A 12,877-nucleotide genomic window follows, 5' to 3' on the forward strand; every position below is an offset into this window, starting at 1 on the left:
ATTTAGTCCTAAGTTTAATAGTTAAATGTGCTTACTGACATTTCAATTACTGATATTCGGCAACAGCCATATTGAAGACCCCGTTGGCAACTCCGGTATAATAAATTCTAAGCTTGTTTCCGTTCTTAAACAGATATGGATAATTTATCTGGGATGCCCAGTTTCTGTAAGTATTATTTAATCCGAAGACCGGGTTCTTCGGGTCTTTTTTCCATGTAACGCCGTCTGTTGAAGTAGCCATTCCGAAGCCTGTGCGGTCCCAGTTATCGTAGATCATCATGAACCTGGTCCCGTCATAAATTACGCTTGGATAAACTATTCCGCTTAACTCCCATGTTTCCGCCGGCAGGAGAATTGGATTTCCGGAGTACTTAGTCCAGTGTATCCCGTCCTGGCTTTGAGCCATATTAAGATTAAAGATGGGGTTAATAGAAGTATAATACATGTAATATACGCCATCTTTCTTTACAACGCCTGAGACACAAAGACTCGGTTCAGTTGCCACTGAGAAGATGGGCTCGGCCCTTTTCTCCCATGTAAGCCCATCCTGGCTCACGGCAAGTCCCATAGAGTAGTAATCCGGATTTTCATTGCTGTAGCCCGCGTAGTACATTTTATAGCCGTCATCATCTTTTAGCAGAGCTGTAATGCCAACCGAACGGCTGTCAAAGCTGCCCGCCGCGCCGTGCGACAAGACAGGTCTTTGAAACACATTATGCCAGTGAATGCCGTCAATGGATTCAGCATAATTTATGTCGGCTCTAGCGGCTTCATAGGTATGCATATACCACATTCTGTACTTACCGTTTTCATAAAGCACTTTCCCTGCAGCTACGCCGCCGTAAGGGTTGTTGTAGGCATCATACCTGGTAAATATCGGATTATTTGCATAATCGATCCAGCCCGAAGACTGCCATTTAACGCTTATATATACGCTTCCCACTCCTGTCGGCACAGGTGTAAGTGTCATATATACGTCAGTCGTTTTAGAATCCTCGACCACCAGGTCAGTTTCGCCCGAATAAAGCAGGACATTTGTGCTGCTTTTAGCCTCAATTTTCAGGTGCCATGTGCCTGTCTTAATATTTTCAAATGACACTTCTGCATCTGAAGAATCGAACATGCTGAGGTTTTTAACCAGTGTGTCGCAGTCAGCTCTTGAGAGGGTTGCCGTAACGAGCGCAACATTTGATGGAGCGTTAATTTTATCAAGCCTTAAGGAAACCTTTCCCAGCGCAGGATCTGCAGGTTTTTCCTGGGGGCCTGTAGAACTGTCTTTTGAACAGCTGCTTAAAAATAAGAGAGAGAATATGAACAGAACTCCGGTAAGAAGGGTTTTCATTTTTGCCCCTGGGGATTATTAATTAAAATAACATAAATGATTTATATTCCGCGAGATTTATCTTATTTTACACTACTCAAATTATAACTCTTAATTTTAAATGGCAATCAAATTCCGGGTAATTATTGAACTAATTTCACAAATAAATATGAAATAATTACCCATTTGTGACGCAAAATACACTAAAGCCTAAAAACATTTGAAAATACTATTCATAAATATTTCAGACATCGTAGGCGGTGCTGCAATTGCCGCAAGGCGCCTGGGCATGGGGCTGGAAAAGTACCATAATACCGAAAACTTCTTTGTGGTAAGGAGTAAAGCTTCAACAGATAAAAATGTGTTTCCTACCAGGGAGAGCGGCTTTGTACAGGTAGCTGAAAAGTGGTTTAATATTTTTTCAAATCTGCTTGGAATTCAGTACCAGTATCTTCCTTTTTCTCCTAAAGTCATACTCCAGAAAACACGTGAAATCAAGCCAGACATTATCAGTCTCCATAATACTCTTGGCGGATACTTTACTACTTCCCTTATAAGAGAGCTTTCCAAAGAGGCTCCCATCGTCTGGACGCTGCACGACATGTGGGCCTTTACCGGAAACTCAGCCCACACCTTCGGCGACGTGTCCTGGAAGGAGATGAAAAACAGCAGGTCAAACACGCGCATTTATCCATCCATTGGTATAAATACAGGGAGTATGCTGCTCAGGCAGAAGAAAAAAATTTACTCTGAGTCAGACATTACCGTTGTAACTCCTTCAGACTGGCTTTTGAGTCTGGCCAAAGAAAGCCCGGTTTTTGCGGGAAAAGAGCTTCATCACATTTTTAACGGAATTGATCTTGACATATTTAAGCCCCGTTCCGGGGAGGAGTTAAGAAAAAGCCTTAATATTCCCCCTGATGCCAGGGTTATTATGTTCAGCGCTGAAAAGCTGAATAAGAATCCTTATAAAGGAGGAAGGGACTTAATTGAAATCTTAAAGATCATTAATGCCAGGACAGAAAAAAAAGTGCACCTTCTTATTCTCGGAATAGGAAGGCTTGAGGAACTGGAGCTTTTTAACAACTTTACCGTCCATACGACCGGATACGTGAGAGATGAGGCAGAGGTAGCGGAATATCTTTCCATGGCGGATCTGTTTGTATACCCCACGCGGGCAGACAATCTATCCAATGCGCTCATTGAATCCGTCGCCTCGGGCACGCCTGCCGTTACATTTGACGTAGGAGGGTGCAAAGAGATAATAAAAAATGACGTAAGCGGCTGCCTTATAGGGCCTTTTAATATAGAAAAATTTGCCGGGGAAACTCTCCGCCTTCTTACTTCGGATGAAAAGCTGAAGGAGTTATCGCATAAAAGCCGGAAATTTGCAGAAGAGAACTTTTCGCTTAAAAGTATGAGTGAGAGCTACTATGAGCTCTTCGAAAAGAAAATAAGAAGAAAGTGAAAGATAAACTTTCTTCTACTTTTTAATTTTTAATTGGTTTAAGATCTCCGCCATATCTCTGGCAATTGTCTTGCGGTCAAACTTTCTTACCTTCTCCAGGTCAGTTTTCAGTGCATCGGCTTTTTCAAAAAATTCCTCTGCCGGGCTGTTATAGGGGAATAGCATGCCTGCATTTGTCTTTCTTAAAATTTCTTCCACCTCGTCATTATCATCGCCAAATGCAATTATGGGCTTTCCCGTTCTAAGGTATTCAAAGAGTTTCCCCGGCAGGTGCCTGGGTTCTGTTGCACAGACAAGGAGGTATGAAGCCCTCATCATCTCTTTTACGACCTCGCTATATGGGAGGAACCCTGAATACTCCACCCTGTCATTCAGGCCAAGATCTTCAAGCGACTTTTTAATGTGGGGCCCAACGGTGCCGATAAACTTCAGCTTTATGTTACCGCCTTTTTCGATCCGGCTTTTAACAGTCTTCCAGAAAGGCACCTGGTTCTGGTAGTCAAATATGTTACCCGCATGAAGGAGAATCTTTTCGTCTTTTGGAGGCTTCACCTCAAGGCCTTCAAAGCTGTCCTCATTATAGCCCCAGTAAAGAACGTGCGACTTACTTTTTAAGAAGGGGTATTTTTTTACAAAGTCCTCTTTAGTATTCTTAGTTACGAAGACGACCTCCGAGGCCTCTTTCATAACGGACCTTTCAAAATAGTTATCCAGCGCCAGTGTTACGGGATTTCTCTTAAATCCCCTGTAATAAACTATATCAATCCAGGGATCAATTAACACGGGCACGTGCGGGATATTGAAGGCTTTTGAAAGCTTTTTTCCAATAAGGTGCGTCGAGTGCGGGGGGCCGACGGTAACAATGGCGTCTATTTTATTACTCTTCAGGTATTCTTTTCCCCTTTGGACCGCCTTAGGGTACCAGCCGATCCTGGCATCAGGCACAAAGAGGTTCATTCTTATCCAGATGGAAATCCTGTGGGGTAAGCTTTTGTTTGTTTTTGATATTGTTTCGGAGGCAACGAGGGGTTCATCCTGAGATTTCCCCAGAAACTTCCTGTAGAGCCTGAACGGATCGAAGTAGCCTGTTTTCATTACCTCCAGCTCGGGAGAAATTTCCTTCAAGAGGCTTTCATCCTTAGCTGAAAACGTATCCTCATTTACTGTCAGTACAGAGGGCTGCCAGCCTGAGGAGGGCAGGTACTTTATAATTTTAAGCGGCCAGTGGAGTGTGGCTTTACCCGAAGGAGGCCAGAAAAAGGTAATAAACAGGACTTTTTTCATACTTTAAGAGAATTTCAGTTATTGGTCAACCAAATATACTATTGTTATTGCTATTTATTGTATATTTTTATTTGCTTATCTTTTGTTTAAATGCATTAAGTTTAAACAGATAAATTTCCTGAACTGTTCATAAATAAAAGAAAATAATATGCATACGGAAAAGTCCCGTTTTTCTGCAACCAGTGCTTTTTTTGTCAATGTTATAGGCATCGTTGTTATTTTTATTGTGTTGAAATCGCTTGCTGAGATTTTTATTCCTTTTATAATAGCATATTTTCTTTTTTTTGTTTTCTCTCCGTTAAACGCTCTTCTGGAAAGCAGAAAGGTTCCCATTTCGGCCGTTGCCATTCTGGACATACTCATAATAATTATTGTACTTGGAAGTTTTTCTTCTGTAATTGTCAACTCCTTCAGCGCCCTTGGAGAGGCACTTCCGGGCTATGAGGCAAAGCTCAACCAGATTGTCTCATCAACCGCCAATTCATTTGGAATTAAAGACAGGCAGTTTCAGAATTTCAAGATTACGAATCTCTTGCAGAGAATAGATTACGGCCCCTTAGCCGGGAATGTTTTCTCATCGACATTTTCTTTTCTCGGAAGCTTTTTATTCGTGCTCTTCTTTTTCATTTTTATCATGTCGGGGCATAAGAATATTTACGGCGCCATAAAGAGGCGTTATCTGATGAGCCACATGCCTGAGGACCTGAAGACACCGGAGGTGGAAGCTGAAGCGAGATCAAAAAGCATCAGCCCAGATTCGCTGCAGGTTTCTGAGAAGTACCGCGCCAGGAGGGAAAGAGAGCAGACCTTGCAGAGCACATTTCAGGAAATTACGGATCAGATTCAGAAGTATGTTATTGCAAAGTTTGTAATAAGTCTTCTTGTGGGCATTGCAACGGCAATAGTACTTCTGCTTTTCGGGGTCGATTTTGTGGTTGTCTGGGCTGTAATTACATTCCTTTTCAATTTTATTCCGAATATCGGCTCGCTAATTGCAACTGTTCTTCCGGCCTTAATGACGCTTGTACAGTTCGGATCGATCGGTTATGCCTTAATTGTTGCCGGCATTCTGGTAGTTCTGCATAATGTTTTTGGAAATGTTGTTGAGCCGAGGATTTTCGGGCACCGCCTGGGCTTAAACCCCCTGGTAATACTCCTTTCCCTACTGCTCTGGGGTTATATATGGGGAATTGTAGGGGCAATACTGTCAGTACCTTTAACCGCAATCATAAAAATTATAATTTCCAGGCTGGATTCGCCTAATGCAAACTTCTTCAACGACCTGATGGGAGTTTAAGAAAAGATAAAAGCCCGCATTATGAACTCTCCCCCTTATGAAGTCTTATTATCGGATTAATTTCCTGGTTTTATAGACAGAAATTATGTCCTTTATTTAGTGACCCCGGATTTCTATTTATGGTACCATCTTTTTACCCTTTGGGAACATAAAAGCCCTGCGCCCGGTAAACAGGACACAGCCTCCCATATTTTGCCGGCTGTTATTTTCAGGAATTTTATTCCTTATTAAATATTTTTTATTTTTTTTGATAAAATTTTCCGAAAACGGTCTTCGTCACCATATATATTAGTATGGAATGGATTTATTATTGGTCTTAAGGAATCGTCAACTATTAGAAGGAAAGTAAATGAAGAATATTTCTACTACGAATAGTGCTACAGAACAGAGTGCCACAGAAAGTCAGGACAGCCAGGTATTTAAGAATATAAAATCTTACTTTTTGAATCCTGTAAAAGGAGGAATTTTCGGTTTTGCAGCCTTCTTCGGGCTCCTTTCGGGGATAAAATATTTCAGTTATTTAGTAGGCAGCCAGGCGAAGTTCAGCCTTGATATTGCAGACGTTACGCTTTCGCTTCTTGGATTTGTGCTCGTATTTTTAATAAAGTTCCTGGAAAATTTTCAGGAAAAAGAGCCGGGAATCGGGAAATAGGCTATATAGAAGAAAACCCTGAAGAGTGCCTTCAGGGTTAACAGTTTTAAGCTTCCACGTTACTGTTGAGTTTTTCTGCCCTGTCGGCAAGTTTTAACTGCTCAATCAGCTCCGAAAGGTCACCTTCAATTATATTTGACAAGTTATAGAGCGTAAGGCCTATTCTGTGGTCAGTTACCCTGTTCTGCGGGAAGTTATAGGTACGTATCTTATCGCTTCTGTCGCCCGAGCGGACAATTGATTTTCTCTGGGCGGCAATTTCATCTGTCTGCTCTTTCTGTTTCATGTCGTAAAGGCGTGCTCTCAGGACCTTGAGCGCCTTCTGGCGGTTTTTAAGCTGCGAGCGTTCATCCTGGCACTGTACGACGAGACCTGTAGGTATGTGAGTGATTCTTATTGCGGTTTCGACTTTATTGACGTTCTGTCCGCCTGCGCCGCCGCTTCTATAGACGTCAATTCTGAGGTCGTTTGGGTCTATATCCACCTGCACGTCTTCAACCTCGGGCATAACCACCACTGTAGCGGCTGAAGTATGCACTCTTCCGTTAGTTTCTGTTAAAGGGACTCTCTGCACGCGGTGTACGCCGTTTTCGAACTTCATATCGCCATATGCGCCCTGTCCGTTCAAGGAAAAGACCACTTCCTTAATGCCGCCCATGCCGGACTCACTTATATCTATAATTTCTTTTTTCCATCCCCGGACCTCGGCAAACCTGGAATACATCCTATAGAGGTCGAACGCAAAAAGCCCCGCTTCATCGCCCCCGGTACCGGCGCGTATTTCCACAATTACGTCCTTATTGTCGTTCGGGTCCTTTGGGATCAGAATGTACTTGATCTCCTCTTCCAGCTTTTCCTTTTCCTTTTTCAGGTCTTCAAGTTCAGCCTGGGCAATTTCAGAAAGCTCCCTGTCCTCTCCAAGTTCAATAATCTCCCTGTTGCCTTCAATATCCTTAAGCACCTTGTCGTAGCGTTCAAAAGCATCCACCACTTCCAGGAGTTCGCTTCTTTCCTTGCTGAGAGTGACTATTTTTTCCTGGTTGTTGAGATTGGCGGGGTCAGCCAGCTGTTCATTAATTTTCTCGAATTTCTCTTTAATTGCCCTTAATTTGTCGATCAGTTCCATCAATTCTCTCTTTGTTTGAATACAAATATAGCAAAGATATGCCTGAAAATCTAAGTAATTAGAAGTCATACCATGCCCTTGCTAACCAAACAAATTCCCGGGCAAAAAGGTTTTCTTTAAGAGGCAGGATTTCCCCGGGGAAAAAATTCTTTTCTGTTTAGGAAAAACCGGATTATATTTATAGTAACAAATTCATGGGTTAAAGATGCTTGAAAAATGGAATGAGAGGTTTTCTGAAGAAGGCTACGCATACGGGAAAGAACCGAACGCTTTTTTCAGGGAGGAAATTGATAAATTAAAGCCCGGAAGGCTTTTGCTCGTTGCCGAAGGCGAAGGGCGCAACGCCGTCTATGCCGCGCGAGAGGGCTGGCAGGTGGACTGCTTCGACTACAGCGAGGCGGCCAAAGAAAAAGCCCTTAAGCTGGCCGAAGAAAACAATACAACCATAAACTATACAGTTCAGGACCTGGAGAGTTTCTCTCCAAAAGAGGATTATTACGATGCCGCCGGAATTATCTACATGCATCTTCCTGAAGAATTGCGCACAGAGGTAAACCGGAAAATCATCTCGTCTTTGAAAGCGGGAGGCAAACTCATTCTTGAAGTCTTTGAAAAAGACCAGATAGAGAAATCCTCCGGGGGCCCGAAGGATCCGGAACTCCTCTACTCTTTAGAGGACATTGTAAATGAATTTACCGATCTCGACTTCCAGCAGCTCAGCAAGGAAGTAATTGAGCTAAGTGAGGGGAAATACCACCATGGCGAGGCGGTTGTAATAAGGTTTACCGGCACAAAAGAACATCCTGAGGCCTAGCAAAAGAGCCTTTATCCGCAAAATTGCCCCAAGGGAGCTCTCCCGCCAGAAAAAATCAAGAAAAATGGAAACTAATATTGACAAATTAGTTTCCTTTTGTTAAATTGGAAACTAGTAATACGATAATAGTTTCCAAGGGAGCCCAAATGGAAGATAAGGAAAAGATACTCTTTTTTGCACGTGAAAAGTTCTTCAAAGAGGGATTTTATAAGACCTCCATGGATGAGCTTGCACGCGAGCTCAAAATGAGCAAGAAGACCATCTACAAGTACTACCCTTCAAAGGAAAAGCTAATTGAAGAGGTAGTGGAAAGCATGATGAGCGAAAACTCAGAGAAAATCCATCAGGTGCTTGAGAAAGATATGGATGCTGTAAGTAAAATTAAGGCACTGCTCGGCATTCTCAGCAATCTTATCATTAAGATCAGCGACCACTGGTTAAAGGATATGCAGTATCACACGCCCCAACTCTGGGCAAAAATTGACAACTTCAGAACCCGGATAATGTATACCAATATAGGCAGGATATTCGAACAGGGGAAAAAAGAAGGGCTCTTTGAAGAGAGGCCGATTGAACTGCTTCTTGTAATATTCACCTCTTCCCTGCGGGCTATAGTAAACCCCGATTTTCTCTTAAACAGCAAATTCTCCCATAATGAAGCACTTGAAATGACATTTCAGATACTCTTAAACGGCATACTGACCGATAAGGGAGCCATGACATTTAAAAACACTAAAAATCAGGATAAATAGATGAAAACCACATTGTTAATAGGTGCATTGAGCTTTGGACTTTTTGTCTTAGGCTGCGGAAACGGAAACGATAAGAATACCATTGAAGCCTCAGGCACAATAGAGGCCACAAATGTAACCGTCAGTTCCAAAGTTGCAGGCCAGGTTCAGAAAATTTATAAAGATGAAGGGGACAATGTTAAAGCAGGCGATACCCTTCTGACCGTAGATCACGATCTGCTTTCCATTCAACTGGACCAGGCATTGGCAGGGCGTGACTTTGCCGAAGCGCAGCTTAAGCTTCTTCGCAAGGGAGCCAGGAGCGAGGATATCAGCCAGGCAGAGGAAAACACGCGCCAGGCGCAGATAAATCTTGACATGGCACAGAGGGATAAAGACAGAATGACGAAGCTCTACGAGCAGAAATCGATCACAAAAAAGCAGTACGAAGACGCCATGGCAAAGTACCAGCTTACCGGGGCACAATTTAATGCCGCAAAAGACAACCTGAAGAAGATGAAAAACTTCGCCCGCCCCGAGGAGATCCGGCAGGCAGAGGCAAACCTTGGCAAGGCAGAGGCAAGTGTGGAGCTCCTGAAGAAAAACATACAGGACAGTTATGTTACCTCCCCCATGAACGGGATTCTGGTAAAGAAATTTGTGGAAGCAGGAGAAACCGTGGGTCCCAACTCGTCACTTTTCAGGATATCGGACCTGAAGGTTGTGGATCTTGTAATTTACGTCTCTGAAGAGGAGCTGGGAAGAGTAAAGCTGGGGCAGAAGGCTGAAGTATCGGTGGATGCATTTAAGAATAAAACATTTGAAGGAAAAGTAATCTATATTTCCCCCGAGGCGGAGTTTACGCCAAAGAACATACAGACAAAGGATGAAAGGACAAAGCTGGTTTTTGCAGTAAAAATTGAGATCCTTAACCCGAACTTCGACCTTAAAGCCGGAATGCCGGCCGACGCAGTGATAAAGTATTAATAGAAAAAAGAAAAATCAGCATCATGGAAACAACCATAAAAATAGAAGGCCTTAAGAAAAGTTTCGGGGATGTTCATGCCGTAGATGGCATCAGCCTGGAGGTGGGTAAAGGTGAAATGTTCGGCCTTGTTGGACCCGACGGCGCAGGCAAAACAACAACAATAAGAATGCTTTGCGGCCTTATTGAACCGGACTCGGGAGAGGCCAGGATACTGGGGCTTGACCTCGTAAAGCAGAGGAAAAACATTACAAAGGACATCGGTTACCTGTCCCAGAAGTTCAGTCTTTACGGCGATCTGTCAGTGGACGAAAACATAGAATTTTTTGCCGACATCCACGGTGTTAAAGGCTACAGGGAAAGAAGAAATGAGCTCCTGGAATTCACACGGCTTACGCCGTTCCGCGACCGCCTGGCAGACAAGCTCTCGGGAGGAATGAAACAGAAGCTTGCCCTGGCCTGCACGCTCATTCATAAGCCGAAAATAATTTTTTTAGATGAACCGACTACAGGAGTCGACCCGGTTTCAAGGCGTGACTTCTGGAAAATTCTGGCAAGCCTTATAAAAGAGGAAATTACAATCTTTATGTCAACTCCGTATCTGGACGAGGCCGAAAGGTGCAACCGCGTGGCACTGATGAATAAAGGGAAGATTATAAGTTTCGACACCCCGCAGAACGTGAAGGCTTCCCTCGGCAAGGACGTGGTTGAAATAGTCTGCAACCCTTCGCGCCAGGCATATAAGGCAATCAAGGGAAATACGCACTTTGAAGTACAGATGTTCGGCGACAGAATAGACGTGGTTGTAGATAACTGCGATCCGGACTGCGAGACGATTAAGGATCTCCTTACGAAGGAATCGGTTACAATTACAGATTTAAGGGTAGTTCCCCCATCACTGGAAAACGTTTTTATTCATTTAATTTCAAGCGCCAAATAAATATAGGAATAAATAATGAAGAAGATTTTGTTCATTAACCTGTTACTGCCCGCCATAATGTTTGCACAGGCACAGAAGCTTTCGCTTCAGCAAAGCATTGAGCTGGGTCTTAAGAACAGCAAGGATCTCAGGATATCGCAGTCGAAGGCGACAACAGCTGAAAGCAAAGTTACAGAGGCAAATTCGCAGCTTCTGCCGCAGCTGAAATTTGCAGCAGGCTACACCAGGCTCAGCAGTGTACCGCCTTTCCAGGTATCAATACCCGGGGCACCATTTCCGATAAAGATTTCGGACGTGATATTAAACAACTACAACATCAGGTTTTCTCTTCAGCAGCCCTTGTTTACAGGCCTCAGGCTCACCTCGCTTAAGAGTGCCGCGGAGCTAAACAGCAAGGCAGCTGAAACAGATTATTCAAAAGACGTCAACGAGGCGTCGTTTAAGATACAGTCCTCCTTCTGGCAGCTCTATAAGGCAGAAGAGATGTTAAACCTCCTGAATGAGACTCTCCTTCAGAATGAGCGTCATCTTCAGGATACAAAAAACAACCTGGAAAACGGCCTTGTTACACAGAACGACGTATTAAAGCTTGAAGTGGTTTATTCAAATACAAAGCTTCAGCAGATCGAGGCGCAGAACAACCTTGACATAGCAAAAATGTCTTTTAACCAGGCACTAGGGCTTCCATTGAATTCACAGACTGCAATTGACGCAGGCACAATTGACACTTCCATTACGGGCTACAGGTTTGAAGACATTCTAAAAGAAGCCAAGGAAAACCGCGGCGAGCTTAAATCGATGGAGTACCGTCTTGAAGCAAGCGGCGAAGGGATACGTGCCGCCCGTTCAGGCTGGTTTCCATCCGTATACCTCAGCGCAAACTATTACTACAACCGTCCCAACCAGCGCTATCAGCCTCCAATAGACGTTTTCAAGAATACGTGGGACCTTGGAGTTACGCTTAACTGGGACATCTGGAACTGGGGGCTCACCTCATCTCAGACCTCGCAGGCAGAAGAGACCCGCGTGCAGGCAGAGGCCTCTCTTTCGCAGTTAAATGATGCCGTTGAGCTGGAAGTTTATTCCAATTACCTCACCTATGAGCGTTCAAGTGAAAAGATATCCGTAAGCCGTCAGAGCGTGCTCCAGGCAAAGGAGAACTACCGCATCATCAACGACAAATACAACGCCCAGCTTGCAACCAGCACGGACCTGATTGATGCCGAGACCGCGGTTCTGCAGGCCGAGACAAATTACAATAATGCGCTTGTTGACTATGAAATTGCAAAGATAAGGCTTGAAAAGTCACTGGGAAGAAGGATATACTGATGAATTCAATAGAGGTTAAAAACCTGACAAAAAAGTTCGGGAAGTTTGTTTCAGTCGACAGCATTTCCTTTAACGTTGAGCAGGGAGAGATCTTCGGCTTCCTGGGTGCAAACGGCGCGGGAAAGTCGACTACGATAAGAATGCTTTGCGGCATACTGGAGCCCACGGGCGGCGACGCGCTTGTCGGGGGCTACAGCATCAAGAATGAGCCCGACAAGGTAAAGACGCAGATAGGCTACATGTCGCAGAAGTTTTCCCTTTACAACGATCTTACAGTTGAAGAGAACATAAATTTTTTCGGCGGTGTCTACGGGCTCTATAATGACAAGCTCAGGGAAAGAAAAAAATGGGTCTTAAAGGTTGCGGACCTGGAAGGGCGGGAGAAGACAATTACGGGCTCGCTTCCAGGCGGAATCAAGCAGCGCCTGGCACTTGGTACTGCGGTAATACATGAGCCCAAGATAGTTTTTCTGGATGAACCGACCTCAGGCGTTGATCCTATTTCAAGAAGGAATTTCTGGGACTTAATAAATGAGCTTTCCTCGCACGGAATTACCGTATTTGTAACCACACACTATCTGGAAGAGGCTGAATTCTGCAACAACATCATACTCATTAATGCCGGGAAGCTTATTGCCGAAGGGAGTTCGAAGGAGCTTAAGACAAATTACCTTTCAAACACCATTCTCGAGATTGAGTGTGAGCGTACGGTTCAGGCCATGGAGATCCTCGAGAAAGAGGACTTTGTGGATGAGGTTTCAATTTTCGGAAACAACATGCACATAGCAGTCAACAGCAAATACACGGGAGAGGATGAGATAAGGCGGATTCTCGGGGAGAAAAACTCAATCCCGGTTAAAAGAATAGACAGGATTGTTCCTACTCTTGAGGATGTATTTATTCACCTTTTGGAGAAGGATAAAAAATAAA

Annotated in this window: 12 protein-coding genes; 9 read left to right on the forward strand and 3 right to left on the reverse strand. The window is 43.9% G+C overall.

The features are described from left to right. Positions 1-46: 46 nt before the first annotated feature. Positions 47-1,342, reverse strand: a complete 1,296-nt coding sequence (locus HF312_13825; protein MCU7521295.1) for a hypothetical protein — start codon at positions 1,340-1,342, stop codon at positions 47-49. A 199-nt stretch (positions 1,343-1,541) separates the two neighbouring features. On the opposite strand from HF312_13825, the gene HF312_13830 reads away from it, so the two are divergent. After that, positions 1,542-2,789: a glycosyltransferase gene (locus HF312_13830; GenBank protein MCU7521296.1), complete on the forward strand. Its 1,248-nt coding sequence runs from the start codon at positions 1,542-1,544 to the stop codon at positions 2,787-2,789. A 15-nt stretch (positions 2,790-2,804) separates the two neighbouring features. Here HF312_13830 and HF312_13835 read toward each other — a convergent pair whose 3' ends face one another. Next, a complete protein-coding gene (locus HF312_13835; GenBank protein ID MCU7521297.1) occupies positions 2,805-4,073 on the reverse strand; it encodes a glycosyltransferase family 4 protein in 1,269 nt (422 codons plus the stop codon). A 148-nt stretch (positions 4,074-4,221) separates the two neighbouring features. On the opposite strand from HF312_13835, the gene HF312_13840 reads away from it, so the two are divergent. Next, positions 4,222-5,370 (forward strand): AI-2E family transporter, encoded by a 1,149-nt coding sequence (locus HF312_13840; protein MCU7521298.1) that lies wholly within the window; start codon positions 4,222-4,224, stop codon positions 5,368-5,370. A 349-nt stretch (positions 5,371-5,719) separates the two neighbouring features. Continuing rightward, the gene (locus HF312_13845) at positions 5,720-6,022 is read left to right on the forward strand and encodes a hypothetical protein (GenBank protein ID MCU7521299.1); all 303 of its coding nucleotides are present in this window, start codon (positions 5,720-5,722) and stop codon (positions 6,020-6,022) included. Positions 6,023-6,068: 46 nt separating this feature from the next. Here HF312_13845 and prfA read toward each other — a convergent pair whose 3' ends face one another. Then, on the reverse strand, positions 6,069-7,142 hold the full coding sequence (gene prfA, locus HF312_13850) for a peptide chain release factor 1 (GenBank protein ID MCU7521300.1): 1,074 nt from the start codon (positions 7,140-7,142) through the stop codon (positions 6,069-6,071). Positions 7,143-7,353: 211 nt separating this feature from the next. On the opposite strand from prfA, the gene HF312_13855 reads away from it, so the two are divergent. The 6 genes from HF312_13855 (at position 7,354) to HF312_13880 (ending at position 12,876) form a co-directional block, all read left to right on the forward strand. Continuing rightward, positions 7,354-7,962 (forward strand): class I SAM-dependent methyltransferase, encoded by a 609-nt coding sequence (locus tag HF312_13855; protein ID MCU7521301.1) that lies wholly within the window; start codon positions 7,354-7,356, stop codon positions 7,960-7,962. A 146-nt stretch (positions 7,963-8,108) separates the two neighbouring features. Continuing rightward, positions 8,109-8,714, forward strand: a complete 606-nt coding sequence (locus HF312_13860) for a TetR/AcrR family transcriptional regulator (protein ID MCU7521302.1) — start codon at positions 8,109-8,111, stop codon at positions 8,712-8,714. Then, entirely contained in the window at positions 8,715-9,680 is a 966-nt protein-coding gene (locus HF312_13865; GenBank protein MCU7521303.1) for an HlyD family efflux transporter periplasmic adaptor subunit, read from the forward strand. Between the two features lie 23 nt (positions 9,681-9,703). Further along, positions 9,704-10,618, forward strand: coding sequence for an ABC transporter ATP-binding protein (locus HF312_13870; protein ID MCU7521304.1), 915 nt, complete (start codon positions 9,704-9,706; stop codon positions 10,616-10,618). 15 nt (positions 10,619-10,633) lie between these two features. Beyond that, positions 10,634-11,947 carry a TolC family protein gene (locus tag HF312_13875; GenBank protein ID MCU7521305.1) on the forward strand — a complete coding sequence of 438 codons (1,314 nt, stop codon included), beginning with the start codon at positions 10,634-10,636 and terminating at the stop codon, positions 11,945-11,947. Then, on the forward strand, positions 11,947-12,876 hold the full coding sequence (locus tag HF312_13880; protein ID MCU7521306.1) for an ABC transporter ATP-binding protein: 930 nt from the start codon (positions 11,947-11,949) through the stop codon (positions 12,874-12,876). Before HF312_13875 ends, HF312_13880 begins: the two co-directional genes overlap by 1 nt. Position 12,877: the final 1 nt, after the last annotated feature.

It is taken from the genome of Ignavibacteria bacterium, from assembly GCA_025612375.1.
In the GTDB taxonomy this organism is placed as follows: domain Bacteria; phylum Bacteroidota; class Ignavibacteria; order Ignavibacteriales; family SURF-24; genus JAAXKN01.